This window comes from Marinomonas mediterranea MMB-1 (genome assembly GCF_000192865.1).
Taxonomy (GTDB): domain Bacteria; phylum Pseudomonadota; class Gammaproteobacteria; order Pseudomonadales; family Marinomonadaceae; genus Marinomonas; species Marinomonas mediterranea.
On record NC_015276.1, the window covers coordinates 4,092,045 to 4,118,195 of the forward strand.

The 26,151-nt window shown below is 44.8% G+C and carries 21 protein-coding genes; 8 read left to right on the plus strand and 13 right to left on the minus strand.

All coding sequences use genetic code 11. The features are described 5' to 3' along the window. The first annotated feature begins 153 nt into the window (after nucleotides 1-153). Complete coding sequence (locus tag MARME_RS18670) at nucleotides 154-1,974, plus strand: sigma-54-dependent Fis family transcriptional regulator (RefSeq protein WP_013662826.1); 1,821 nt, start codon at nucleotides 154-156, stop codon at nucleotides 1,972-1,974. Here MARME_RS18670 and MARME_RS18675 read toward each other — a convergent pair. From MARME_RS18675 to MARME_RS18710, 8 genes are all read right to left on the minus strand, one after another. Beyond that, entirely contained in the window at nucleotides 1,967-2,836 is an 870-nt protein-coding gene (locus MARME_RS18675) for an alpha/beta fold hydrolase (RefSeq protein ID WP_013662827.1), read from the minus strand. The genes MARME_RS18670 and MARME_RS18675 overlap by 8 nt on opposite strands. Nucleotides 2,837-2,901: 65 nt before the next feature. Next, complete coding sequence (locus MARME_RS18680) at nucleotides 2,902-3,846, minus strand: SphA family protein (protein ID WP_013662828.1); 945 nt, start codon at nucleotides 3,844-3,846, stop codon at nucleotides 2,902-2,904. Between the two features lie 350 nt (nucleotides 3,847-4,196). After that, complete coding sequence (locus tag MARME_RS18685) at nucleotides 4,197-5,762, minus strand: SPOR domain-containing protein (RefSeq protein ID WP_013662829.1); 1,566 nt, start codon at nucleotides 5,760-5,762, stop codon at nucleotides 4,197-4,199. Between the two features lie 66 nt (nucleotides 5,763-5,828). Beyond that, entirely contained in the window at nucleotides 5,829-6,926 is a 1,098-nt protein-coding gene (gene aroB / locus MARME_RS18690; protein WP_013662830.1) for a 3-dehydroquinate synthase, read from the minus strand. Nucleotides 6,927-6,928: 2 nt separating this feature from the next. After that, nucleotides 6,929-7,477: a shikimate kinase AroK gene (gene aroK / locus MARME_RS18695; RefSeq protein ID WP_013662831.1), complete on the minus strand. Its 549-nt coding sequence runs from the start codon at nucleotides 7,475-7,477 to the stop codon at nucleotides 6,929-6,931. 95 nt (nucleotides 7,478-7,572) lie between these two features. Further along, nucleotides 7,573-8,769, minus strand: coding sequence for a type II and III secretion system protein (locus MARME_RS18700; RefSeq protein ID WP_013662832.1), 1,197 nt, complete (start codon nucleotides 8,767-8,769; stop codon nucleotides 7,573-7,575). Further along, nucleotides 8,766-9,485 (minus strand): hypothetical protein, encoded by a 720-nt coding sequence (locus tag MARME_RS18705; RefSeq protein WP_013662833.1) that lies wholly within the window; start codon nucleotides 9,483-9,485, stop codon nucleotides 8,766-8,768. The genes MARME_RS18700 and MARME_RS18705 overlap by 4 nt, the downstream gene beginning before the upstream one ends. After that, a complete protein-coding gene (locus tag MARME_RS18710) occupies nucleotides 9,460-10,416 on the minus strand; it encodes a hypothetical protein (RefSeq protein WP_013662834.1) in 957 nt (318 codons plus the stop codon). The genes MARME_RS18705 and MARME_RS18710 overlap by 26 nt, the downstream gene beginning before the upstream one ends. A gap of 256 nt (nucleotides 10,417-10,672) precedes the next feature. Here MARME_RS18710 and MARME_RS18715 point away from each other — a divergent pair, with 256 nt between their 5' ends. The 3 genes from MARME_RS18715 to MARME_RS18725 all read left to right on the plus strand — a co-directional run bounded on the left by MARME_RS18715 (nucleotide 10,673) and on the right by MARME_RS18725 (nucleotide 15,688). Beyond that, on the plus strand, nucleotides 10,673-13,147 hold the full coding sequence (locus MARME_RS18715) for a penicillin-binding protein 1A (RefSeq protein ID WP_013662835.1): 2,475 nt from the start codon (nucleotides 10,673-10,675) through the stop codon (nucleotides 13,145-13,147). A gap of 157 nt (nucleotides 13,148-13,304) precedes the next feature. Beyond that, nucleotides 13,305-14,630: a sensor histidine kinase gene (locus MARME_RS18720; RefSeq protein WP_013662836.1), complete on the plus strand. Its 1,326-nt coding sequence runs from the start codon at nucleotides 13,305-13,307 to the stop codon at nucleotides 14,628-14,630. Between the two features lie 23 nt (nucleotides 14,631-14,653). Further along, nucleotides 14,654-15,688, plus strand: coding sequence for a response regulator transcription factor (locus tag MARME_RS18725; RefSeq protein WP_013662837.1), 1,035 nt, complete (start codon nucleotides 14,654-14,656; stop codon nucleotides 15,686-15,688). 67 nt (nucleotides 15,689-15,755) lie between these two features. Here the strand turns inward: MARME_RS18725 and cqsA are convergent, their stop codons facing one another. The 5 genes from cqsA to rpmE all read right to left on the minus strand — a co-directional run bounded on the left by cqsA (nucleotide 15,756) and on the right by rpmE (nucleotide 20,870). Further along, the gene (gene cqsA, locus MARME_RS18730; RefSeq protein ID WP_013662838.1) at nucleotides 15,756-16,979 is read right to left on the minus strand and encodes an alpha-hydroxyketone-type quorum-sensing autoinducer synthase; all 1,224 of its coding nucleotides are present in this window, start codon (nucleotides 16,977-16,979) and stop codon (nucleotides 15,756-15,758) included. A gap of 566 nt (nucleotides 16,980-17,545) precedes the next feature. After that, complete coding sequence (locus MARME_RS18735) at nucleotides 17,546-18,109, minus strand: LOG family protein (protein ID WP_013662841.1); 564 nt, start codon at nucleotides 18,107-18,109, stop codon at nucleotides 17,546-17,548. A 236-nt stretch (nucleotides 18,110-18,345) separates the two neighbouring features. Continuing rightward, entirely contained in the window at nucleotides 18,346-19,614 is a 1,269-nt protein-coding gene (locus tag MARME_RS18740; protein ID WP_013662842.1) for a malic enzyme-like NAD(P)-binding protein, read from the minus strand. Nucleotides 19,615-19,851: 237 nt separating this feature from the next. Beyond that, nucleotides 19,852-20,646 (minus strand): thermonuclease family protein, encoded by a 795-nt coding sequence (locus MARME_RS18745; protein ID WP_013662843.1) that lies wholly within the window; start codon nucleotides 20,644-20,646, stop codon nucleotides 19,852-19,854. Nucleotides 20,647-20,654: 8 nt separating this feature from the next. Further along, the gene (gene rpmE / locus MARME_RS18750) at nucleotides 20,655-20,870 is read right to left on the minus strand and encodes a 50S ribosomal protein L31 (RefSeq protein ID WP_013662844.1); all 216 of its coding nucleotides are present in this window, start codon (nucleotides 20,868-20,870) and stop codon (nucleotides 20,655-20,657) included. A gap of 255 nt (nucleotides 20,871-21,125) precedes the next feature. Between rpmE and MARME_RS18755 the strand changes: the two genes are divergently transcribed. The 4 genes from MARME_RS18755 to hslU all read left to right on the plus strand — a co-directional run bounded on the left by MARME_RS18755 (nucleotide 21,126) and on the right by hslU (nucleotide 26,096). Next, a complete protein-coding gene (locus MARME_RS18755; RefSeq protein WP_013662845.1) occupies nucleotides 21,126-23,357 on the plus strand; it encodes a primosomal protein N' in 2,232 nt (743 codons plus the stop codon). A gap of 58 nt (nucleotides 23,358-23,415) precedes the next feature. After that, the gene (locus MARME_RS18760) at nucleotides 23,416-24,048 is read left to right on the plus strand and encodes an SPOR domain-containing protein (RefSeq protein WP_013662846.1); all 633 of its coding nucleotides are present in this window, start codon (nucleotides 23,416-23,418) and stop codon (nucleotides 24,046-24,048) included. Between the two features lie 139 nt (nucleotides 24,049-24,187). Beyond that, a complete protein-coding gene (hslV, locus tag MARME_RS18765) occupies nucleotides 24,188-24,739 on the plus strand; it encodes an ATP-dependent protease subunit HslV (RefSeq protein WP_013662847.1) in 552 nt (183 codons plus the stop codon). A gap of 31 nt (nucleotides 24,740-24,770) precedes the next feature. Further along, the gene (gene hslU / locus MARME_RS18770) at nucleotides 24,771-26,096 is read left to right on the plus strand and encodes an ATP-dependent protease ATPase subunit HslU (protein WP_013662848.1); all 1,326 of its coding nucleotides are present in this window, start codon (nucleotides 24,771-24,773) and stop codon (nucleotides 26,094-26,096) included. The last annotated feature ends 55 nt before the right edge of the window (nucleotides 26,097-26,151 follow it).

Here is a 26,151-nt window from a genome sequence, read left to right on the forward strand (position 1 = left end):
ATATTAACCTATTGATTTATATGTCAATTATAAAATTCCATGAACTATTTTTTATAGCAGCAAGAAAAAAGTAATTTGACCATATCATCAATCCTAATAAACACTGAGTGTGAACATTTTGATGATTTCATCATGTCGAGGATAAAAATAAAAATGACACGTTCAGAGAGAATTTCATTAGCTGAGTTAACCCAAAGCAGGGATAAATCAGCACTAAAAGGCAGTTCGAGAAACTTTGAAAGCCAGCACAGTCCTACGCTAAAAGATCTCACGGAGAGTCTGCACTTTTCACCTGGCGATGGCCGTATATGGCTCGAAGATCAACGAATGCTGCTTATACACAGCTCTTCCTTTGGTTTTATGCGTAGCGAATTAATCGATACATTGGGCTACGAAAAAAGCAGAGGACTCTTCACTCGAACAGGCTACATGTCAGGAATGCGAGACGCCGAATTGGTTCGCAATCAATGGTCTGATTCAGATCCTGTCTCCATGTTTAGTGCAGGTACACGCCTTCATGGACTTGAAGGGGTTGTGAAAGTTGAAACCGTTCACTTTGAATTTGATACTGACAAAGGTCTGTACGAAGGGGAGTTTATTTGGCACCACAGCACGGAAGTCGAAGAGCACATCACCCACTTTGGAAAAAGCCCTCACCCCGTCTGTTGGATGGAACTCGGTTATGCGATGGGCTACGTTTCTGGTTTAGTCGGAACACTGGTTGTTTTCAGAGAAGTCGAATGCGCAGCAATGGGACACGATGTATGCCGCGTTATCGGTAAATCAGCAGAACTTTGGTCCGATATTGAAGAAGACTTACGCTACTTAAATACTGCGAAAGACGCACCTCAAAGCCAAGCAAACACCGCTGCTGTCGAATCAAAGGTAAACGAGGAAACAACCGCCGATTTACCTGACTTTTCACCAACCCACTCCCCCACCATTGAGATTCTAAAACACAATAAAATGATCGGCGTATCGGCGGCTTTTAATACGGCTTATCAAGCCATAAGTAAGGTCGCCCCGACACAAGCAACCGTTTTGTTCTCTGGGGAATCCGGTGTCGGGAAAGAGCTGTTTGCCAACTCGGTACATTCACTCAGCCCTCGAAAAGACGCTCCTTTTGTTGCCTTCAACTGCGCTGCAATACCTGACAACCTAATGGAAGCAGAACTATTTGGTGTAGAAAAAGGGGCGTATACCGGAGCAAACACGAGTCGACCTGGGCGTTTTGAACGCGCAAATGGCGGAACACTATTTCTTGATGAAATCGGCGACCTCAACGCGTCAGGTCAAAGTAAACTACTACGCGTATTACAGGAAAAAGAGATTGAACGTGTCGGTGGAACACGCTCTATTAAAGTCGATGTACGCGTTATCGCGGCGACCAATGTAGATCTGATAGAAGCCGTTCGCAATGGGGAATTCCGTGAAGACCTCTATTTTCGTCTTAACGTTTACCCCATTTCCTTACCGCCTCTTAGAGAACGAAGAGCCGACATTCCATTGCTAACGAGCTATTTTTACCAGCATTTCTGTAAGCTGCACCAACGTTCTCCCTCTGGTATTACCCAATCGGCAACACGAGCGCTGCTAAATTATCGCTTCCCTGGCAATATTCGAGAATTACAGAACCTGATCGAGCGCGGTGTCATTGCGACAGAAGACGGCAACCCAGTAGATTTAGCGCACCTATTCCAGAACGAGGAGATCTCACCCGCGGAGACCTTGTTCTCTATCAGCTCAAATGGCGAACTTAAAAACGCACATACAAGCTTAACCAACAGCCCCACATCCTTATTGGACACACTCCATAACCTGACAGGCAGCAATGAAGCATTGGATTTAGAGATGCTCGAACAGCAGATATTGTCAGATGCTGTCACTGAAGCGAACGGCAACTTATCCGAGGCGGCTCGCCGCGTTGGCCTAAGTCGCCCTCAACTGGCATATCGCATTAAAAAGTTTAAATAGGAGCTGGGCCAACAGCCCGCTTCGATTCTGGCATCGTGTCGGCAATAAATGGCATTAACGAATCCACTATCTTTTGAGGCATTTCGAGTTGTGGTGTATGGCCACATTGATCAATCGAAATCATTTCCGCATTTGACGTTTGCGCGGCTGCCTCTATAGAGTGACGGATAGGAATCACACTGTCCTCTTGACCATGAATAAAAAGGACTGGGGCGGAAGTCGAGCTTAGGATAGACAAAGAATGCTCGACCAATTCACGTTTCTGCCCTTTTATATTCGTCATCACCTTTAACGTATCAGCAAATGCTTTTTGCGCTCCGTCTCGCATAACATTACGATGAATCACTTTTTTAACGTCAATTGAAGCGTTATAACTCGAGTGGAAAATAGCCTTAATTTGATTATCAATGGCAATTTTTCCAGGTTTTGATAGAAGGCCACTCAAAATAGGCAATGTCATCAAACGAAATGGCATAGGAGTCTCAACACCTAGTGTTGCTGCATTCAACAAAGCTATATGTGTAACTCGCTCTGGCGCTAAGGACAGCATTCTAATGCTAATAGCCCCTCCCATTGAATTACCCATTAAGCTGACCTGCGAAACACCTAACGCATTCAACAAAGACCATCCTAGAGTTGCATAGTCATCTGGACCATAAGGTTGCTTAGAGAAGTCTGACAAGCCATGATTAACGACATCCCAAGAAATAACTCGCACCGTGTCTGGAAGCCTTTCAGCAACGAGATCCCACGTTTCCAAAGACGCACCAATGCCATGAGTCATAAAAAGGACTGGCCCATCACCTTCGGTATCTCGATAGCGAATATTGTAACCATCGATATTTTTATACTTATCCAACACAATAAACCTCCTTTGAAAGGAGCTTCAGAGTAGAAGCCCCTTTCGTCTGACACAATATCACGATCTTAAAAGTGATGGTTAAAACGTAAAATGAATCGATCGCTTTCCGCACGATTTTTCGCATCTTGTTCAAAGTAGACATTGGCGACAATGCTATTATTAGGATTTAAAACGTACTGAAAACCAGGGCCGATGGCCCAAACTTCTTCTTTTGTGTCAGCGACGTCACTACCGTTCGCTTTCGTATTCGTGATTTGATTGAGCACATAACCACTCAATCCAACACTGAGACGATTAGATACCGCGTAAGCACTGGCGAAATTGATATGGAACGCCTGTCCGGCCTGTGTTTCAGTAGCGCCTAGATTGCTATATGTTGGTGATGGATCGTCATTTTTTCCATTCCATAAATAGGAAATTCGGGTAGATGCCGTCCATCGAGGAGACAACCAATAGGTCAAAGCGTAGTACGGGTTGATATATACGCTGTTACTACTTGGGTTAATTGCCTTCGACGAATCATATTCTCCCGTCGGTATCGATATATCAAACTCCACTCGCTGAGAGAAAACTGGGCCGTTAGTGCCCATAACGGGGTCAAACTGCAAAAAGGCACCTAGAGTTAAATCTCCCACCCCTGTGGTCGAATCTAGTGCCACATTATTTAACCCGTCATCAACATCTGCTTTTGCCAAATAGGGAAGTAATCCAGTGAAGCCTAAACTTGCATTGCCAATTTTTGTATCAGAAAGATAAATCAATTGGGTCAGTGGCACAAACACATCAAGGTCTTGCTTAGGCAGCGTCAACGGCTCACCGTTTGCGCCATTCAACGTATTTGCTGTAGAGAATTGCAGGTATTCGACGAAGTACAGTCCTGGACCCGTTGGCGGCGGCGCTGCGTCATAAAAACTGGTTGCACCTAGATTTATACCAGGAAGGTCGTAGGCGAATACTGAGTAAGGCAACGTCATTAAGCCTGTTGCTATGAGTGCTCTCGATTTGATCATAATTTGGCCCATTTTATTTTTGTTATGAGGACGGCAACAAGAAAAAAAGTCGCACTAATCATGAAGAAGCTCGGGGAAGAAGCCCTTCATAAAATACGCGAACTGAATTCAAGTTGGCCAATCAAATACGATATAGCGAAGATCATGCCGAGTTGGGAATCAAAAAGAGTTAAATAAAAAATCCATTTTATTCAAAAACTTAGAGCGAATATAACGAGAGTTTAAAAATACGCAATAAAGAATAGGAGAAAAGAAATTTATCAAATGATCAATCACTGCATAGGTGATTAATGATTTGAGAAAGTAAAGAGTGACACATTAGGAGGGCTCAACTGCGTTTTTAGACGCCTCTAACTTCCCGCCTTTACGATGTCTTGCTGAATCCCGCGAATACTGCGAGCCCAAGGGTTTAAACTACGTAGATCATTAGGCAACGCTTCAACCGCAGCAATGGCTTCACTTCGGTTTCGATAGCTACCGTAGACAACAACAAACCACGCCTTGCCTTTGTGAATTGCCCTGAAATAGCTGAATTCGTCAATACTTCCTTGATCACGAATGAAGTCTTTTACAGTGTTAAGATTGTGAGTTCCTAAAAGCTGCAAAGTATAGCGTGTCGGTGTTTGAGCTTTCCAAAACTGGGTCTTATCAAACGGGTCTCTTTCAACAACCACTTCCGGTTCCGCTTGCTTTTCGACAACGGGGGCGGAAGCAATTGGCTGAATGTTTGCAACGACTGGAGTGTTATTGCTTTGCCCGACCGTATTTTCTCTCACGGGTGCAACAGCGACACTAGAAGGCTGCGCAGAAGGCGCTCTTTGTGTTTCAGCCACTTGATCATTCGCACTCGGTTGAAGTACATCCGCAGGAATAGGGGGCAATGCAACGGGCGCGTCTTCTTGAAGTTTACGCTGCATATCTTCGATACGCTTTATGGTTTCACTGTTGCTTTGGCGCACAGCGTTGGGCGACGCGGCAATAGGCGGAATGGATTCCGATGCAGTCTGAGGTGATTCAGGCGTATCGTCACTGAACAACACCATCATTAAAATCCCGAGCATAACCAAAGACAGGAGCGCCATATGGACCAATGGGAAACCAAGGCTCAAGCTGAACTTGCGTTTTTTCTTCGCTTTACCTGCCGATCCCATCCCCATAAGACGCTGGGCCACGGCATTTATCTGACCAGGCTGCCCGCCTGACTCTTGATAAATGGCTTTTATTTGTTTGTCGCTAAACGGCAGATTAATACCACCACCGACCGCTCTAACGCGGTGTAATAAATAAGCTTTGGTTTGTTCGTATGAGAAAGGCGCTAAGGTCAGTACATGACTGAGTTGTTCGTAACGACTGGTTTGATATTGGTCAAGGTTTCTTGAAACGGGAAATTCACTGAACAAAGCAACATGAGGTACTTCTTGAGCCTCAGTAGCCAAAGACATCATGTCCATGAGCATAATGATCGCGTCAGTATTCAGTTCCTGAGCATTATCGATCAAGATAATGGCTTTACTGCCATTTCCTTCTAGCTCATGAGCAAACTTCAGCAAGGGGCCAAACGAGGTTCGCGATTCGACATTAGGCAGAGCGCTTGCGAAGCCTGTGTAGATCGCTTCCAACAATTGTCCCGCCGTCATTAGCATAGTCGCTTTTACACGACTAATCTCGGCAACGTCGCCTTGCGCTCTAATAAACTCTTCTAGAAAGCGCGATTTTCCGCTACCGCTCTCCCCTTCAATAATAGAAAGTAAATTACTGTATCGACTAAGGTGCTCAAGCAACGCGAGCTGCTGATTACGCTCCTCCGAGGCAAAGAAAGCCCCCCCTTCTTGACTGAAAGGGTTTCTCAGCATGACTTTCGGTTGCTGCTGCTCCAGCGCATCCTCTAAATCAAACTGAAAGCTGGTCTCTGCCATAGACTTCCTTACTCCATAAACGACTGATCATGCGCAATACAAATGCGACAGCGACAGTCCGTGTATTTAATTAAGACGACTCGCTTCTAATGCATCTTCAAGACACGCATTAAAATAGTCTTCTGGAAAATCTGACGTCGTAATCGCATCACCTAATGACTCAAGTAATACTAGCCGTAAATTACCGTCTAGTACCTTTTTATCTAAAATCATACGCGATAAAAACGCGTCTTTCGTCATATTTTGCGGGGGTAAAACAGGTAAATTTGCTGCTTTTAAAAGATTTACCGTTCTTACTAGCTCTTCAGAAGAAACATTCCCCATTCGACATGAAAGGTCTACTGCTAATACCATGCCCGCCGCAACCGCTTCGCCATGAAGCCACGCACCGTAACCCATTTCAGTTTCAATCGCATGACCAAATGTGTGCCCCAAGTTCAAGATAGCTCGAATGCCACCTTCTCTCTCATCTAGCGCAACAACCTTCGCTTTGGCTTCACAAGATTTATAAATGGACTCGGTAATACGCTCAGCGTCGAGCGACATTAACGCTTCGATTTCGTTTTCCAACCATTCAAAGAATGGCTTGTCACAAATCAAACCATATTTGATCACTTCCGCCATACCAGCGGATAACTCCTTCATTGGCAGCGTTTTGAGCGAATCCGTGTCGATAACCACCGCTTGAGGCTGGTAAAACGCACCTATCATATTTTTGCCAAGAGGGTGGTTAACGCCCGTTTTTCCGCCAACAGAAGAGTCAACCTGAGACAATAAGGTCGTCGGTACCTGGATAAAATCGACACCTCGTTGATAGGTCGCTGCTGCGTAACCTGCCATGTCACCAATCACACCACCACCCAATGCAATGATGGTGGTGGTTCGGTTATGCTTCGCCTCCAGTAAAGACGTCATAATCTGGCCATACGTATCGAGCGTCTTGTACTTTTCACCATCTGCTAGGATACAGGTATCAACTTGGTAATCAGAAGAGAGTAAGGCGACCATATCGTCCAAATACAGGGGCGCAATGGTCTCATTGGTAACGATCATCACTTGTTTGCCTTTAATCGCATCAGCAAACAGCGATTTTTGTTTACGTATACCCGCACCAATGTATATTGGGTAACTTCGATCTCCTAAATCAACCGTTAAGGTTCGCATAGTTATACTGGACTCTCTGAATTCTCAAATTGATTTTTTATCGCATCAAGCACTTTGTTCGCGACCGCTCTCGGATGGCGTGCATCCGTTTCCACAATAAGGGAGGCGACGTCCCTATAAAGTGGATCACGTATCTTAAACAAATTGGTTAATGTCTCTTTCGGGTTGCCTTTCTTTAGCAAGGGCCGATGATTACTCTTCGACGTTCTATGCAGCTGCTGCTCTACGGAGGCGTATAAATACACCACCATCGTCTCTTTTCTGAGCAACGCTCGATTCTCTTCTCGCATTACAATACCGCCGCCTGTCGCCAATACAACTCGTTGCTCAGGCTCTTCAAGCATCTCTTGTAATACATGGGTTTCCCTGCGGCGAAATCCATCCTCGCCCTCCTTGTCGAAGATCCAGGGAATGTCTGCGCCCGCTTTTTCCTCGATCACTCGATCCGAGTCAAAAAACTCTCTTTCCAAAGTCTGGGACAGTAAACGGCCTATGGTCGTTTTTCCTGCTCCCATCGGGCCAACTAATACAATGTTGGGGGCATTTTTCATTTTATTTTACGTCAAAATATCTGCTGTCTCGGGCCTCGAGAGAGCCAAAAACAAAAAAATTGCGTCTAATATCTTTGTTTTTGACCGTGTCTGACCTATTTTATCGTCATTTGTAGCAGTTTTGGCGTAATAAATACAAGTAATTCAACCTTTTCTGTTTTATCTGACCTATGTCGAAACAGAGCCCCCAACACAGGAAGGTCTCCAAACACGGGAACTTTTGAGATATTCTCAAATTTTTCTTGGCGAAAAATCCCGCCTAAAACCAATGTTTCTCCGTCTTTAACTTCGACTTGAGTATTCAAACGATTGGTTTCGAGGCTGGGGACACCATTAACCATTTCCCCTACGGAGTCCTGATGAATATTGAGGTCGAGACGCAGAACGCCCTGCTCTTTCACAATCGGCGTCACTTCCAACATCAAACCAGCCTGTCGAAACTCAACCGTTGTCACATCATCGTGCTGTACTTGATACGGAATTTCGGTTCCAGATTCTATTCTTGCCGACTGTCCTTCCGCCGTCACAATTTTCGGTTTAGAAATAACGTTAGCAAAACCATCCGTTTCCAACGCATCAAGCAGTAAAGACAATCGGCTGCTTCCCCGCGTCGTCTCCACAGCCAAACTGGAAGTTGCGCCGATGGCGTTCAAATTCACCATACCGGTTAGCGCTTGGCGAGTACCGTCCTCAATGACTGTTTGCCAATTTACCCCCAATGTTTTTTGAGCTGACCGATGCACTTGAGCAATGTGCGCCTGAATTTCAATTTGACGCACAGGCGCATCTAGCCATGCAATGGTTTGTTCAAATACCCCATCGTCTAGACAATATTTAGCGGCAATAGAGTTCGTACGTTTATCCACGATCAATTTCGTTTTCGAAAAAAAGGCAATAATTTGTTTACCGACCTCTTCTGCACGAGCGTGCTTTAAGGTCCAAAGCGTGGGTTTACAGTCTTTGGGGGCATTCTTTGCTGTTTTCTCGTCAACTGGTTTCTCTCTCTTTGGTAAAAGCAACGCGATATTATCTTGCCAGATCAAATCGACGCCTAACTGCAGAGCCGCGGACGATACGACAACGTCCCAAGTTGCATCAATAATGGAGAGAGACAAAAGCCCCTCTATCTCAGGGTGAATAACAATACTTGCACCCATTTGGGTTGCTATTTCGGGAAGAATGGTATGCACTGGCTGGCGATCAATCATGATGTCCATGGCAGACGCGCTAGAACTTGCAAGCAACACGCAAGTCCATACACGAGCCCACACAAGAAAGGTTTGTTTTATCATTGTTCAACACTCACTCTGCGCGTAAGGCTCACCGTCCATGGCACGCCATTCTCCCTAACAAACGTCGCGCTTCGCTGCTGTTGAGCCATTAACGTTGCTTGAATCATTGGAATCCAGTCACCGTTTTTGACCCAAAATTGTTTTCCGAAGTGCTCTACCTTTACCCAATGTTCATTCTTTTTCGTCAAAGTACTAATGAGTTGAATAGCGGGCACCTCTGAGAACGAGTTGATGCGACTATCAATCGGAAGCCAATTGATAAAAGAGCGATTGGATTGAGGGGGAAGAACGGCCAGTTCCAATATCGCATGCCAACGATCAGACTCTCGCCGCCAGTTCATCCCAGTCACGGACAAGGAAGCAATGGATTGAAGTGACTCAAATAGCGACTCCCATTGCAATAAGTCTAACGAGCCTTCCAACGTGATTAGTGAGATGTCGTTTTGGGCGGTTTTATGTACTTCTAGTTCAACATGGCTACCTTCAGGTGCTTGCCATCGATCTAAAGCAAGCCCCTGACGTTGATCGCGCATCTGTTTCAAATCGTACTGAGCGATCTCTCGCTCACGTTTATTCACGTCTTCTAATAACGAAGAAAAAGGCAACCACCAAATTGAAACCTGAAGCAGAAAAAGCAAACGCCATTGCGCTTGCGTCAAAGGCGCATTCGAGAAAGGTTGCGACACATAGTCAATAAATTTCAAACGTTGCTTCATAAAGCGACTCCGGTTTGGCACGAGCGAACGAACGGATGATAGGCGTCGTACTCACGGCCAATTGCTGGTCACCTAATTGTTTTCGAAACTGCGCCTCTAGAGCAGAAAGACTGTCTTGTGTGCCTGTTAGCCGAACCGTCGCCGTTTGTTCAATCCATGAAAAGGCATCTAAACGTATTGTTTTAGAAATACCTCTTATCAAACCTAAAATGTCCTGTTCCGACAACGAAGCAGATTTCACATCCGATGACGCCCATGGGGAAACGTAAGCAGGAGGATTGGGAATAAAGTGTTGAGCGTAACAATAGAAACTCGCAAAAGAAGCATGAAGTAAAACACTAGCGCACATAAAACGCTTAGTTTTCTTCCACCACTGAGCCCTGTTTTTCATTACGGGATCATAGCGCTCAAACACTAGCTGGCTTTGAAGCGCCGTGCCATCAGCACTGAATTTAGAAGAGTTGGATTTAGAAGAGCTGGATTTAAAAGCATTGAACCGAACCGCATCGGTTCTAATATCCAATTGAGAGACGTCGCTTTCTAGCAAGAAAGACGATACATCGTGAGTCAAATCAAAGTAGCGACTTAAGCCATCTAATCGCTCCATGGCGACGGCTTCAATAGAGAGTATTGGAGAATTCGATTCAGCGCGATTTAATTGATATCGAAACAGCAGAGACTCTTTCGTGACAGCGCAAACCTCACTCGCAAAGGTCGCGGCGGCAAGATAACAAAGTTCGTCGTCGTAAGCAGGATCGACTTCTTCTTGATAGTGAACAATCCAAGCGTCTGGAATCGCAACAATGAGAGTCGTATTAGCAGCACTAAAGGAAGTTTCTAACTCGGGAAAAGGTATGGGAGAAGTATTAGGGGCCGTTTGAAGACACCAATCCCCCTGCTGGTATGAAGCCAGCCATGTAGTTCGAGACACTATTCATCATCCTTGATAAATAAAAATTCATGGTTCGTACATATCATCCTGTTATGTACGGTCTAAAATATCACGATAGGCAAGTGGGCATCTTCTGCCCGCAATGTAATGTTCTTTTTCTATCGAACTTTTTATCGCAAAATTCGTCAAAAACGATAACAAGAATACACGATTCACCCTAAACTAGACCAGCGTATTGTATAATATTTCCGCTATAATGGCGCGCGCATTTAGATTTCTAATAATTTGGGTAACTATGTCAAAGTTTATAAAAATTGTCCTTGCACTGGGATTAGTCGGAACATTAGCTGGTGTGGGTATTGCCGTTGGAATGTACTACCAAGTAAAAGACAAAATCCCCACGGTTGCCGAATTAAAAGACATCGAGCTTCAAATCCCTTTACGTATTTATACTGCCGATGAAAAACTGATCGGCGAATACGGCGAGCAACGACGCACCCCCATCAACTTTGATCAGATTCCTAAAGAACTGGAAAGCGCCATACTGGCAGCAGAAGACACAAACTTCTATCACCACCCTGGAATCGACATAATGGGCATGGGACGGGCAGCCTTCCAATTAGTAAGTTCAGGACGCATTCGCGGTGGCGGTAGTACGATTACAATGCAGGTTGCTCGAAACTATTTCCTTTCTTTTGAGCAAACCTTTACCCGTAAATTTACCGAAATTTTAATTTCTTTAAAAATGGAGCAAGAGCTTTCTAAGCAGGAAATTTTAGAGCTCTACGTCAACAAGATTTATTTGGGTAAACGAGCCTACGGGTTCGAAGCAGCCGCTCAGGTCTATTATGGTAAACCGCTGGCTGAACTCAGCCTTGCTCAAATCGCAATGATTGCTGGACTTCCAAAAGCGCCATCGCTTTACAACCCCATTGTTAACCCATCCAGAGCCCTGATTCGTCGAAATTGGATTCTTCAACGTATGTTGTCGCTTGGCATGATCGATAAGCAGTCTTATCAAGAGGCGGTTGAAGCGACCATATCGGCGAAGAACCACGGTGTCTCTCCTGATATCGAAGCCAGCTATGTGTCCGAAATGGTTCGTTCAGAACTGTATGAAACATTCGGCAAAGATTTATACAACGAAGGGTTAAAGGTTTACACGACGATCATCTCGGATCGCCAAGAAGCGGCAAACAAAGCCATCTATAACGGTGTTCTCAGTTACGACGAAAGGCACGGTTATCGAGGCCCACTGGAATCCCGTCCAGACTTGGTAGCAGCGGACCTAAAAGAACAAACGAAAGAGCTCAAAAAAATATCCAATGTTAAAGGCTGGCAAACCGCTATTGTCATTAACACGGAAGAACAAGGACTAGATGCGCGGTTAGAATCAGGAAAGCAAGTCGCTTTGACTTGGGATGCGTTGAAGTGGGCGAAACCTTATATCGATGAGAATAAAACTGGGCCAGAGCCAAAAACAGTAGCCGACATTGTCGTTGCGGGGGATGTCATCCAACTGCGCCCTGTCGAAATCACGGATAAAGAAACAGGTGAAACTCAACAAAGCTGGCGGTTAGCTCAAACGCCCGCAGCACAAAGCGCACTGGTCTCTCTCGACAGTCGAAACGGCGCGATTCAGTCCTTGGTTGGCGGCTTCGATTATTATCAAAACAAGTTCAATCGGGTCACGCAATCAAAGCGTCAGCCCGGCTCTAACTTCAAACCATTCGTTTATTCTAGCGCGTTAAGCCGCGGCTATACGGCCGCAAGTATCATCAATGATGCTCCTGTTGTCTTTCACGATAAAAACTTAGCCACTGCTTGGCGTCCAACAAACGATGGTGGTAAGTTTTATGGTCCTACACGCTTAAGACAGGCTCTATATCGCTCTCAAAACGTTGTCTCTGTTCGCCTTTTGGATGAGATGGGGATTAAACCCACGCTTGAATTTTTAAAACGATTTGGGTTCGACTCTGAGAAGCTACCTCATAACCTCTCGCTATCATTAGGAAGCGCAAACTTGTCTCCGCTTCAAATCGCTACGGGCTACGCTGTATTTTCAAATGGCGGCTTTCGAGTTCAGCCCTTCCTAATCGATCGTGTTGAAGATCGTAATGGTAAGGTACTGTTCCAATCTGAACCGATGACGGTATGCAAACAATGTACTCTGCTTGATAAAGCCTCAGAAGAAGACGCTCAAATGGGGTTATTTAACGTCAATGGCAGCTTCGCTACCTTACCCGTCGCGCCACGTGTTCTTGATCCAGATGTTACTTACATTATTTATGACATCATGCGTGACGTTATAAAATACGGTACAGGCCGCCGCGCGCGAGTACTAAAACGCGACGACATTGCGGGTAAAACCGGAACAACAAACGATGGACGAGATGCTTGGTTCTCAGGCTTTAATGGCCATATTGTAACGTCGGTCTGGAGCGGATTCGACAACTCTTCACCACTAGGGCGTGTAGAATGGGGCGGATCCGTCTCGTTACCTTCTTGGATCTCATATATGCGTCACGTGCTCACTGAAGAGCCTAAGTCTTACATTGATAAGCCTTCCTCATTGATTACCGTGCGCATCGACCCGAAAACAGGTGAGCGTGCCTTACCAGGGCAAAAAAATGCTATATTTGAAGTATTCAGACAAGCTAATGTGCCAGCAAAACGCATCGTAGCCGTTCAAAAAACAGAAACGCAATCCACCGTGAGTGAAACGCAGCAAGAAAAGAAAACAGAATCCGCCTTGGAAAACCTGTTCTAATCAAAAAGACAATGAAACTCTGCAGCATATTACCAGGGAAGGTACGAATAACTATGAGTCGTCAACATGCTCAAGCCAGTGGACTTGTTCACACCTTCCCTAGAGTATTAAGTGAGACGAGTATAAACTAATCAATAACTAGGCAAGGAAGAACCTTATGCTCCCCATGAAATTGTGGTTCCACATATTGGTTAGTCGCCTTAAAAATGCTTGCGATCACAGCGCGGGCTATTATCTCCCTTACGCATTTTATATTGGACTGATTGGTATCGTGGGATTCCCTCTCTACTTTATTATTTGGTCCTACGTTTTTCCTCAACCTTATGAGACATTAACACTGCGCCTCATTGGCTGTGTTCTTTTTCTCGGCTTAGCCTTAATTCCTATTTGGCCCAATCAGTTACGTCGTTTTAAAAGTCTTTATTGGCTTATTATCATGACCTTCGCACTGCCTTTTTTCTTTGTTTATATGTTACTGATGAATCAAGGAAACACGGCTTGGGCCATGTCGACCATGGGCGGATTAGCACTGCTCATTATGGTGGCTTATGACTGGGCATTATTTGCCTTTATGCTAACCACCGGAACCACATTAGCTATCGCCGCGTTTTCTCTTTCTTCCGATCACTCAATACTGTCTGAACATTACCTATCGCAGCTTTCGGTCTATCTATTTTTAATTACGACAGGGAGTGTGACCTTTTACTACCCCAATAGAATCAAAGAGGAAAAGCTCAAGGTACTGCGCTCAGTCGGCGCAGAGATATGTCATGAACTGCGAACGCCGCTTATGACCATTCAAAACAATACATCAGGGCTGCATAAACATTTTCCAGTACTGACTCAGTCTTATGAGCTCGCAAAAAGTAACAACCTAATCAAAAAGCCGATTAGACCTGATATTTTTAAAGCACTCGAACATGCTATTGAGCACATTGAGAATGAGGTAAAGCACTCGAATACTATTATTGATATGTTGCTTATGAACCTAAACAAGACACAAATCGATACAACACAGTTCGAAGTGCTTCTGGCATCAGAGGTCATGATTAATGCAAAAGAGCGATACCCTTTCGATTCAGAAGCAGAAAGCAGCGCCATTAATATCAAAGTGGTACAGGATTTCGAATTCGTAGGCTCTGAAATTCTTATGACTCACGTAATTTTCAATCTAATAAAAAACGCTCTGGTGTTTACAAAAAGCTCATCAGAGGCCAGTATTGATATCTGCCTAAAACAAAGCAAATCTAACAGCCTGATATCCTTTCGGGATAACGGCGAAGGCATTAGTTTGCATGATCGCCTTTCTATTTTCGATAGTTTTTACTCATCGGGGAAACAACATATTGGTGGAGGCTCAGGTATTGGATTAGCCTTTTGCAAAAAGGTTATGTTAAGTTTTGGTGGGGACATTAAGTGTCATTCTGAAGTAGGGAAATACACTGAGTTTATTTTGAGTCTTCCTCGTAAAAGACTTGAGTAGTTAGCCAAGAAGGAATTTTACTTATGCTGAAGCCAAAAAAGAAAGTCATTAATGCGTATTACCATCCTACAACCGCCGTCTTTCTTGATGACCATAGAGCCTTCTTAAACAGTGTTCCTCTCGCATTGGAAGACGACATCGCTTATCAAGCATTCTCTACTCCCCACAATGCACTCGAATATATAAACAATCACACGTGCCATGACAGCTTAATCCAGAAAAATGACTTTATTACGGATGGTAGTAAGGCTCATCACTACACCTTAAATGCAGCCATTATTGAGTCTAAGGCGCGATTTAACGAGAGGTTCGCCGAGCCTTCCGTTTTAATCACCGACTACGCGCTTTCGGGATATGATCTCAATGGCCTAGAAGTATGTGAATCTATCAAACACCCCAATGTAAAAAAAGTACTGCTCACGGGCGTCGCCGATGAACAAATCGCGATTGAGGCGTTGAATAACAAAGTCATCGATTACTATATTAAGAAAAGCTCGCCTGATGTCTTTAAACTCGTTAATCAACTCATTCATCAATATCAACAGGATTATATTCGAGAGACTACGCAGGTCATTCATGAGAGTCTAAAATTAAGCAAGCCGCTTATTGAAGATCCGGCAATCATCGAGTACTTCTATTCGATTCTTAAGCAACACCACACTTTTGAATATCAAGTATTAATCGAATCCACTGCCTCATCTCTGGACTTTTTACTGCTGGATGAAAGTGCTCAGGTGAAGCGCTTGCTAGTATTAGACCCTGACGACCTTGCGGTACACGTAGAAGTCGCTCAAGACGCCCACGCCGACGATGAATTGCTAGATGAACTAAGAAGCGGGAATAAAATCCCTTTCTTTCCGACTGCTGACGGCTTCTATCATCCAGATATTAAAAAAGAGTGGGAGAACTACCTACACCCTTGCGTTGAAATTGTCGGTGAAAAAGCTACCTACTTAGCCGCCTTTATTGCCAACCCAGATGATCGGTTCACCTCCATCCCTGCGGCTGAAATCACGTCATTCCACGACTATTTACAAACAGTGGGCACTCACGTTTAAAGTTAAAGAAAGCTTTTGAGAAAGTCGTTAGAACCGTCTCAAAAGCTTTAACGTGTCACTTTGTCGATCATACCAACACGGCTTCGGCGCGCGGTACTTTCCTTTTTCGGGTTGATCGCCATTGGAGAAAATCGACTTCTTCTCGAATTTCTTCGCATACCTGAATGATTTTAACCAGCTGTGCATCAGTCAAGTCGGCGTTCACAGAAAAGCGCACCAATGCTCTATTTTTAGCCGTTGCTGGCGCTAAGAAAACGGAACCAAAGACCCCTCTATTTTCCAACGCGTCTTTTAAGATCATCGTTTGCCACTCTGTCCCAGACTCAAGAGCAATAATTTGAGAGGCTGAATGATCTGTGTTGTACCCCAAGCCCTCTAAAGATTGTCGAAGAAAGGACGCATTTTTTCTCAGTTTTTCCCGTTTATAATCCGATTCAAGAATCAGATTTAAGGTCATATCTAATCCAGCAATCTCATACGGCAATAATGCCGAACTAAAAATAGAGGGCTTAGAAGTACATTTAAAATAATCACCAAAGCCTGTCGGGCAAGTCACTAAACCCGCCCGCCCTGCGAACGCTTTCGCTAGACTCGCGGTCCGAAACATAACCTTATTCTGCAACCCATATTGGACAACCATTCCCCTGCCATACGGGCCATGCGTACCTAAAGAATGGGACTCATCCACTAACAATACACAGCCTTTATCATAGGCTGCATCGACTAGCTCTTGTAATGGGCAAACACTTCCATTAGTACTATAAATGGAATCGACGATGACAAGACCTGGTCCATTCTTGTTGATCAGATACATCAATTGATCAACATTGTTATGCCTAAACGGTTGTATTTTTGCCCCACTAAACTTTGCACCGTCCCATAACGACATATGCGCCATCATATCGATATAGACAGGCGTATCGGTGTCTTCAAGTATCGCTTGTATCAAGCCCACATTAGCACTGTAGCCTGACTGACAAAGTACCGTTTCCTCTGCATCCAGAAACGTTGCCATGCGTTCTTCGAAAAAAATTTGAGGATTATCACCATGCATAAACGCCGATGACATCAACACAAGGTTATCTTCATTTTCCAACACTTTTTTCTGTGCATAACGTACTTCAGGGTGACCTGCTAAACGAAGGTAATCATTACTGATGAGTTGAATTGACGAGGCAGTAGGCGTAAGCCCATGCAGTATGTTTCTTCCATTCAAAGCGGCGCGGCGCAGCTCATGTTGACGCACTTTTTCTTCAAGATAACGGGGATAGCTTTTCGAATTAACTGACATAATTTCTCTCCTGCTAACAATAGCCAATTGAATTTTGAAAAACTCACGAAAAGGAGAAACGTCCAAATGATAGTCAAAGCCATAAATCCACCTTGGTTAGGCCTTAAATTCGTCGAAGAAATACGTATCTGGGAAGAGGTTTATTCTATTAGTAATATCTTAAAGCACGCCTTAATAAACGCCCTCCCTCAACCTATACGAGCGACATACTATTAAGAAAAACCATGGAGGCTTGTATCATCAAATGACACACCTTCTAACTTTTCTGAGAGTAGTGCCGCCTCCAAGAAACTGCATATCCGAGCTGTATGGCCCTTTATAACACTCAAAGGAGTACCTTAAAGCTCGAATATTTCATCGAGACTTCATTTAGTGTAGTGGGGAAGTTGGCTATCTAATTAGGGAGAAACACGGTTTGCAGAAAATAAATCCCGTCGCTGAAATTTGAATTCGCACAGCGCAGAAAAAGAAGGGTATTCACATGAGAGCCTCCTTATTGGAAGCTCTCATGAAAGTTAAACTCGAAAATGACAGGAAAAAGTTTTACGAGAACCAAAAGATCGGCGTTATGAGTTCCACTTTTCTTGGGGGGCTACATAGTCTTCAAACGCTCTTAGAAGTCCCTCAGGCTGGCTTTCTTTAATTAGCATGTCGACATAGGGTTTCTTCACAAAACCTTCTCTATGCATACTCACAATCATCTCAAACATGAGATCGTAGTAGCCGTCTACATTGTAAAACGCACAAGGTTTTTTATGTAAGCCAATTTGAGCCCACGTATAAACCTCGAATATTTCTTCTAAGGTACCAACGCCGCCAGGTAACGCGACAAAAGCGTCCGCTAAATCCGCCATTTTGGCTTTTCTCTCATGCATATCGGTTACGACATGCAGTTCTGTCAGGCTTGGGTGAGCGATTTCCCGTTGCTCTAAGTGAGTCGGTATAACCCCGGTCACTTTCCCACCAGCGGCCAGAACCGCATTGGCGATAACGCCCATGAGTCCAACATGCCCTCCTCCGTATACGACTTCTATTCCATTTTCCGCAAAAAACGCACCTAGCTCAGCAACCGCTCGCTCATATACTTTAGAGTGACCTAAACTAGACCCACAAAATACAGCAACTTTCATGCGCACCTCTAACAAAAATACATCTGATTTCTATTACGATAAGATCTATGCTCGACAACTGAGCTCTCCAATACAGAACGCTCTAAGACGAGATAAAAGCCTTACTATATAAAATAAATATGTCACTTTGCTAACGGTATTGCCTTAACCTTGCGACAAGTAATACTTTAGGGTTAGTACAAACAAAAAAGGCGATGCTCATTAAAGCATCGCCTTTTTATTAATCATTTAAAGTCTTACGCTTCAAAACGATCCAAGCTTTCTAGAGGGTAGAAATCAGGGTAAGGTAGAGAAGCAACACCTGAATCTACTGCTGCTTTTGCAACCGCACCAGACACCTCTGTTAGCAAACGAGAATCCATTGGCTTAGGCAAGATGTACTCTTTACCAAATTCCAATGCGCCGCCACCGTATGCATCAATTACGTCCTGAGGAGCTGGCTCTTTCGCTAGGTCTTTCAGTGCGTTAACTGCTGCTACTTTCATTTCTTCATTGATCTTAGTTGCACGAACATCTAGCGCGCCACGGAAGATGAATGGGAAGCCAAGAACGTTATTCACCTGATTCGGGTAATCAGAACGACCTGTCGCCATGATCAAATCGTCACGAACTGAGTGTGCAACTTCAGGGCTGATTTCTGGATCAGGGTTAGAACATGCAAATACAACTGGCTTCGGTGCCATTTTTTTCAATTGATCACCAGAAAGTAGATCCGGACCCGATACACCGATGAATACATCAGCGCCATCGATCGCATCATCCAATGTGCGCGCATCGGTATCGATCGCGAACATTGACTTGTATTTGTTTAGGTCGTCACGACCAGAGTGAATAACGCCTTTACGGTCAAGTACGTAAATGTTTTCACTTTGAGCGCCACATGCAATGATCAGTTTCATACATGCTGTTGCTGCCGCACCTGCTCCAAGACAAACGATTTTAGCGTCTGCAATGTTCTTCTCTTGAAGCTCAAGCGCGTTTAATAGACCCGCAGCAGTAACGATTGCTGTACCGTGCTGATCATCATGGAAAACAGGGATATTACAACGTTCGATCAACTCACGTTCAATTTCAAAACACTCAGGCGCTTTGATATCTTCAAGGTTAATACCACCGTACGTATTCGCAATACGTGCAACCGTATCAATAAACGCTTGTGGGCTTTCAGATTCCACTTCAACGTCTACAGAGTTAACACCAGCAAAGCGTTTGAACAACACGCCTTTACCTTCCATTACTGGCTTACTTGCTAGAGGTCCAATGTTTCCTAGACCTAATACTGCTGAACCATCAGAGATAACCGCAACAAGGTTACCTTTACCCGTGTAGCGGTAAGCAGTTTCAGGATCTTTTGCAATTTCACGGCAAGGCTCCGCAACACCCGGGCTGTATGCCAAAGAAAGGTCACGAGCAGTAGCAGTTGGCTTGCTAATCGTGATATTCAATTTACCAGGAACAGGATTCTCATGGTATTCCAGTGCGGCTTGTTTTAAATCTTCTGCCATTTTGATGTTTCCGTCTCTTTAGGTGTAATGAATTTGAGAGTCAATATTGCGGCTTATATTGGAAGACTCACAATTTGCTCTTTATTATTTTAGCTATTCACTTTAACTTGTAGCTAACGGGGCTTCGAATTCGTTCATACGACACGCCCTCTAATTATGAATGCCAGAATAGTTCATCTTTCGGTGCCTTTCAAAGTTTAACCACCTTATAGTGATTATACTCACACACGAATGCCGCTAAGCGTCAGACGACACATCCAGCAAATCATTGGGATGTTTCACAATGAGCACCCACGATTTAAATCTTTTCGACTGACTATTGCGCTGATGTTGCCAGCCTCTGGCTTCTATACGCTTATTTTTAAGCGAATAAACATCTTGCTCGGACCATAATTCCGATATCAGCCTTGGCAAATTAATCACTAGATCCTGATTCGTCTCTAGCCACCAACCGCCCCTATTTCGGGTGATTGAAGTAATGGTTACCGAAACCTTTGTAAAGCCAGCTTTTGGCTGCCAATTATGAGGTGCTCGCCATAATCCATGATGAGCATTACGCGCCTTCCGTTCCGATTGGATCAAACAATCCTGATATTTTGTATTTGGAGGAATCGCGATACGATAACCAAGTCCCGCCGATAGTAACCGACTCGCTATGGAAATACGATCCTTATCAAATAAATAGTACAACTTTCGACCATAACGGTCGCGGTCATTTAATGCGCTTTGCCAGTACACTTCTTTGCCAATCAATGACTTAAGATAAAGCGTTGCTTCCATCGCGAATGGCTCGTGAAGACCGTGCTTATGATCCAGCTCAGGTGTATTTACACCGACTAACCGAACCTTCCTTCCATCCTGAAAGTAAACGGTATCACCATCAACAACACGCTTTACTGAGGCTAATTTTACGCTTCCATTGGCCCGGCACAAGGGTTCAATAGTTACAGTCTGACCAAAACTTTCTAAAGCGAACAGGCATAAAAAAAGCGCCAAGATGAATTGGCGCTTTTTTAGAAAACAGTGTTTCATTCAACAGATTATTTAGTTGAACGACGCGCTCCGAAACGCTTGTTGAAGCGATCAACACGACCACCAGTATCAAGCATTTTTTGCTGGCCAGTGTAGAATGGGTGACACTGAGAGCAAACATCGATGTGTAGGTCTTTGCCTAGAGTCGAGTTAAGAGTTAGTGTGTTACCACAAGTACAAGTTGCAGTTACTGTTGTGTAATTTGGGTGAATTTCTTTTTGCATTGTCTTTACCTTATAGTTTGGTGTGCCGCCACTTAGTCAACGATTTGCTAAGCACCGCACGATTCGTCGCGCATTAAACACGCAGTGGTACCAAAGAGTGGCGTATTTTAGGGACTGATTAACAATTCAGCAAGCGTTTTTTGCTGCAAATAACCTGTGACATCGCACTCGCGAAGCGACCGCAGCTGGCGTACACTCTTCGGGTCACATGAGCACTTACATTTTTTCTATATAAACCAAGGTTTTAGTTTTTACATGCAGGAAACATTGCTTACCACACAGCCCTATATAAAAGTAGCATTGCCTGTACCGATGCGACGTACATTCGATTATAAAGTGCCGAAAGCCATTGCTGTACGCCATATATTGCAACCTGGTATGCGAGTTAAAGTTCCCTTTGGAAAAAGCCAACGCATTGGCATTATTGAATCGCTTGCGAGCGAGTCAGACTGGGACGATGCGCAAATAAAGCCGCTTAGCGCCCTTCTTGATGACGCCCCTGTGCTCGATACAGAAATACTGTCAATATGCGAATGGGCAGCGCGTTATTATCATCACCCTATTGGCGAAGTGCTGTTTCATGCTCTTCCTGTTCTTTTACGCAAAGGGGAATCGGCAGACTTTAGAACCGAAACATGGTGGTTCCCTTCAGAAACAGGACTAAAAACGCCCTTAGATGAATTAAAGCGCGCTCCGCGACAAGTGGAATTTCTAAAGGCAGTACAACAACATGAAAATGGACTAAGTCAGCAAGTTGTTTCAACACTGGGATTAGCGCCCGCTGCGGGCAAGAGCCTAGAAGAAAAAGGCCTCGTTTATCGTGAGCAACGCCAGTTTTTGAAAATGGCAGAAACGCACGCGCACCAGAAGCAAGTACCGCCCATTTTGAACGATGAGCAACAGGTTGCAACGGATCACATAATACACAATACCGGCACGTTTCATGTCTCACTTTTAGATGGCATTACAGGAAGCGGCAAAACGGAAGTGTTTCTGCGAGTCATCGACAAACTGATCAAAGAAGATAAACAAGTGTTAGTGATGGTTCCCGAAATTGGGCTGACCCCACAAACCTTAAAACGATTTGAAAACAGATTGGACACTGACATCGTCTTGATGCACTCCAACATGACGGATCGCGAACGTTTAGACGCTTGGCTTCTATGCCGTCAAGGTCACGCAAAAGTCATCATAGGAACACGATCAGCCGTTTTTATGCCGATTAAAAATTTAGGCATGATCATCATAGATGAAGAACACGATGCCTCTTACAAGCAGCAAGACGGCTTTCGCTATCATGCTCGAGATCTGGCGATCAAACAGGCTCAATCGGCTAACGCACCGGTTCTTCTCGCGTCCGCTACACCATCGTTCGAATCTCTCAATAACGCCCGACAACAAAAGTTCGCTTGGTTAAAATTACGGAAGCGAGCTGGCAGTGCGCAAATGCCGACAATAGAACGCGTTGACCTAAGAGGACAAACACTCGTCCACGGTTTGAGTGAATACACGCTGGAAACGATGAAACAATGCCTAGCTCGAAAAGAGCAGGTACTGGTCTTTTTAAATCGTCGAGGTTTTGCCCCCACGTTAATGTGCCATGAATGTGGCTGGATCGCGGCCTGTGATCATTGCGACGTCAACATGACGGTGCACAGAAAAGCCAATAAACTGCACTGCCACCATTGCGACCACCATAAAGCGCTGATCTTTGAGTGTCCAGAATGTCATTCAAGAGAGCTATTTACCGTCGGCGAAGGGACAGAGCAAGTTGAGGCCGCGTTAATTCCACTGTTCAAAGATACCCCCATCTTACGTATTGATAGAGACAGTACGCAGCGTAAATCTGCACTGACGCAGATCACGCAAAAAATACACGAGCACGATCAGGCCATTCTAGTCGGGACTCAGATGCTCGCAAAAGGCCACCATTTCCCCAACGTGACACTGGTTGTTGTGATGGACGCAGATGCGGGACTCTTTTCGGCGGACTTCAGAGGAATGGAACGAACAGCGCAGTTAATTACCCAAGTTTCGGGGCGTGCAGGACGCGCCAGTAAACCTGGGCAAGTACTGTTGCAAACCTATCACCCTGATCACGAAGCGATTGAATGTCTATGCGAGCGCAGCTACGAAGAGTTCGCTCTAGAAGGCTTACAAGAACGAGCCGATCTAGCACTACCGCCTTTCTATCATCAAATTATTGTTCGAGCTGAATCGGCAGACGAATGGGAGGCAACCCAGTTCTTAACCCATTTAAGAGAAATGCTCATGCCGTATTGTGAAGCGGGCATTGGCTTTGTCGGTCCGTACTCCGCCATCATCGTACGAAAAGCAGGTCAACACAGGGCTCTTCTCAGTATAAAAAGTCCAAAAAGAGGGAACTTGCATCGATTAGCTGCGATCGCCAGTCAATGGCTAGAGCAAGAATTTCGATCACGAAAAATTCGCTTTGCAATTGACGTTGATCCACTAGAAACTTACTGAGCATATGCGCATAATGTGCGCTTCAAATTGATCGTTTAACGGGTAACTGATTTAACTCATGGCAGCAAAAGGAAGCCGTCCACGTAAGGGCGCAACACGAAAAGCGGCAACACCACCACCGAAAAGAAAAACCTCATGGTGGATGTGGTTGATTGTACCCGCTATTGTTTTCGGGTTTATATATGGACTAATGCAGCTGAGTCAGGTTGAGCAAACGACCAAGCCGCAAACGCAAGTTAAGACACAGGCTCCAACAAAGTCCACTTCGACACCCGCAAAGGCAGAACAAAAACCTAAGGTTGTTGAATCACAGAAAAAGCCCGTTGAAACGGCAAAACGTGCAGAAAAAGATAAATTCGAATTTTATCAAATCTTACAGGACAGCGAAGTCGACACCAGTCACGTCGACGCCTATGAATATGAGCCCCGTGGCGAACAAGACTTCCTGTACATGCTTCAAGCAGCGTCGTTTAGAAGTTCGACCGATGCTGATCGCTTAAGAGCGGAATTAATATTGTCCGGGTTACCTGCCGCGATTAGAGAAACGACGGGGGAAAATGGCGCCCCTTGGTATCGTGTCACGGTTGGTCCTTATCTATCACGCTCTGAAAAAAGCCGAGCTCAAGATAAGCTAGTCGCAAAAGGCATCGAATCTTACACCTATAAAATCCCGCGCCCAGAAGGAAAATAACGCACGTTTATCTCGCGTTAATGAGACTCTTCTTCCGCCCTCTCCTTCTTCCACTTAGCCGATCAGCAACTTGCAGCTGATCGGCTTGAAATCCCCTTAATCGCCCCCATTTTGTTTAACATTGAAACGGGAGTATTACATGACTACGATTTTAACCGTCCGTAAAGAAAATGAAGTGGTTGTTGGTGGAGACGGTCAAGTCTCACTTGGCAACACAGTAATGAAAGGCAACGCCCGTAAAGTACGCCGTCTGTACAAAGGCGAAGTCATTGCCGGTTTTGCTGGAGGCACGGCTGACGCCTTCACCCTATTTGAGCGTTTTGAAGGTCAGTTGGAAAAACATCAAGGTCATTTGGTCCGCGCTGCGGTGGACCTTGCAAAAGACTGGCGCTCCGATAAAGCACTTCGCAAACTAGAAGCGATGCTGGTCGTAGCGAATAAAGAAAACACGCTTATTATAACGGGAACGGGTGACGTAGTTGAGCCACAACATGGCGCACTAGCGATTGGTTCCGGTGGTAATTATGCAGAAGCGGCTGCGCGTGCCTTAATCGACAACACGGATTTAAGTGCAAAAGATATCGTTGAGAAAAGTCTTAATATTGCGGCTGACATTTGTGTGTTCACAAACCACAATCTAACGATCGAAACCATTGCTATCGATCCTGCATTAGAAGACCAGACTAACTAACTTAAAAGATTCAGATTTAAAGAGACTGACTATGAGTAAGATGACGCCAAGAGAAACCGTCAACGCATTAGACCAACATATCATAGGCCAACAAAGCGCAAAAAGAGCGGTCGCTATTGCACTGCGTAATCGCTGGCGTCGTATGCAACTGCCTGAAGACATGCGCGCTGAAGTCACGCCGAAAAACATCCTAATGATCGGCCCTACTGGGGTAGGCAAAACGGAAATCGCGCGTCGACTTGCGAAACTATCTAACGCGCCTTTTATCAAAATCGAAGCCACGAAGTTTACCGAAGTGGGCTATGTCGGACGTGATGTTGAATCAATCATCCGTGATCTAGTAGAAATGGCGATTAAGATGTTACGTGAGCAAGAAACAACACGTATGCGCCATAAAGCAGAAGATGCAGCGGAAGACCGTATTCTAGACGCTTTATTACCACCAGCACGCGGTGGTGATCCAGAACTGAATAACGAAAGCAACACACGTCAGATATTCCGCAAAAAACTGCGCGAAGGTCAGCTTGACGACAAAGAGATCGACATTGACGTTTCTGAAACGCCAGTTGGCGTAGAGATCATGGCTCCTCCAGGCATGGAAGAAATGACAAGCCAGTTGCAAAACATGTTCTCTAGCATGGGCAACGACCGCAAAAAACGCCGTAAACTAAAAGTAAAAGATGCATTGCGTCAGGTTCGCGATGAAGAAGCGGCAAAACTGGTCAACGAAGACGAGCTTAAAGCACGCGCTGTTGAAGCCGTCGAGCAAAACGGCATTGTATTCTTAGATGAGATAGACAAAGTCGCTAAAAGCGGCGAGCGTTCAAGTGGAGAAGTCTCTCGTGAAGGTGTACAGCGTGATCTACTGCCTCTTGTTGAAGGCTGCACGGTCAATACGAAATACGGCATGATCAAAACAGATCACATCTTGTTTATCGCGTCGGGCGCTTTCCACCTGACAAAACCGTCTGACTTGATCCCGGAACTTCAAGGTCGTTTGCCTATCCGTGTTGAGCTAGATGCTCTAACGGTTGAGGATTTCAAACGTATTCTTGTCGAGCCAAGCGCGTCACTTACGAAGCAGTATGTCGCACTAGCCAAAACGGAAAACATCGACATCAACTTTACGGATGAAGGTATTACTCGTATTGCTGAGATTGCTTGCCAAGTTAACGAAACGGTAGAAAACATTGGTGCGCGTCGTTTGCATACTGTGCTGGAACGTTTGCTTGAAGAAGTCTCTTACTCAGCAAGTGACATGCCAGACGATCAACAAGTCAATATTACGGCGGAGTATGTTGACGAGCAACTTGGCGAAGTCGTGAAAGACGAAGATCTAAGTCAGTATATTTTGTAAATAATAGACCCCCTCCCAACCCCTTAGTAAGGGGGGAGGAGCAGATGGCAGATCA

Excerpts from the sequence above, each read along its gene's own strand:
- MARME_RS18760 (WP_013662846.1), top strand. The coding sequence starts at position 23,416 with ATGGCAGCAAAAGGAAGCCGTCCACGTAAGGGCGCAACACGAAAAGCG.
- MARME_RS18725 (WP_013662837.1), top strand. The coding sequence starts at position 14,654 with ATGCTGAAGCCAAAAAAGAAAGTCATTAATGCGTATTACCATCCTACA.
- aroB (WP_013662830.1), bottom strand. The coding sequence starts at position 6,926 with ATGCGAACCTTAACGGTTGATTTAGGAGATCGAAGTTACCCAATATAC.
- MARME_RS18755 (WP_013662845.1), top strand. The coding sequence starts at position 21,126 with ATGCAGGAAACATTGCTTACCACACAGCCCTATATAAAAGTAGCATTG.
- MARME_RS18670 (WP_013662826.1), top strand. The coding sequence starts at position 154 with ATGACACGTTCAGAGAGAATTTCATTAGCTGAGTTAACCCAAAGCAGG.
- MARME_RS18745 (WP_013662843.1), bottom strand. The coding sequence starts at position 20,646 with ATGAAACACTGTTTTCTAAAAAAGCGCCAATTCATCTTGGCGCTTTTT.
- MARME_RS18735 (WP_013662841.1), bottom strand. The coding sequence starts at position 18,109 with ATGAAAGTTGCTGTATTTTGTGGGTCTAGTTTAGGTCACTCTAAAGTA.
- MARME_RS18720 (WP_013662836.1), top strand. The coding sequence starts at position 13,305 with ATGCTCCCCATGAAATTGTGGTTCCACATATTGGTTAGTCGCCTTAAA.
- hslU (WP_013662848.1), top strand. The coding sequence starts at position 24,771 with ATGAGTAAGATGACGCCAAGAGAAACCGTCAACGCATTAGACCAACAT.
- MARME_RS18705 (WP_013662833.1), bottom strand. The coding sequence starts at position 9,485 with ATGAAGCAACGTTTGAAATTTATTGACTATGTGTCGCAACCTTTCTCG.
- MARME_RS18700 (WP_013662832.1), bottom strand. The coding sequence starts at position 8,769 with ATGATAAAACAAACCTTTCTTGTGTGGGCTCGTGTATGGACTTGCGTG.
- hslV (WP_013662847.1), top strand. The coding sequence starts at position 24,188 with ATGACTACGATTTTAACCGTCCGTAAAGAAAATGAAGTGGTTGTTGGT.
- rpmE (WP_013662844.1), bottom strand. The coding sequence starts at position 20,870 with ATGCAAAAAGAAATTCACCCAAATTACACAACAGTAACTGCAACTTGT.
- MARME_RS18680 (WP_013662828.1), bottom strand. The coding sequence starts at position 3,846 with ATGATCAAATCGAGAGCACTCATAGCAACAGGCTTAATGACGTTGCCT.
- aroK (WP_013662831.1), bottom strand. The coding sequence starts at position 7,477 with ATGAAAAATGCCCCCAACATTGTATTAGTTGGCCCGATGGGAGCAGGA.
- MARME_RS18740 (WP_013662842.1), bottom strand. The coding sequence starts at position 19,614 with ATGGCAGAAGATTTAAAACAAGCCGCACTGGAATACCATGAGAATCCT.
- MARME_RS18685 (WP_013662829.1), bottom strand. The coding sequence starts at position 5,762 with ATGGCAGAGACCAGCTTTCAGTTTGATTTAGAGGATGCGCTGGAGCAG.
- cqsA (WP_013662838.1), bottom strand. The coding sequence starts at position 16,979 with ATGTCAGTTAATTCGAAAAGCTATCCCCGTTATCTTGAAGAAAAAGTG.
- MARME_RS18715 (WP_013662835.1), top strand. The coding sequence starts at position 10,673 with ATGTCAAAGTTTATAAAAATTGTCCTTGCACTGGGATTAGTCGGAACA.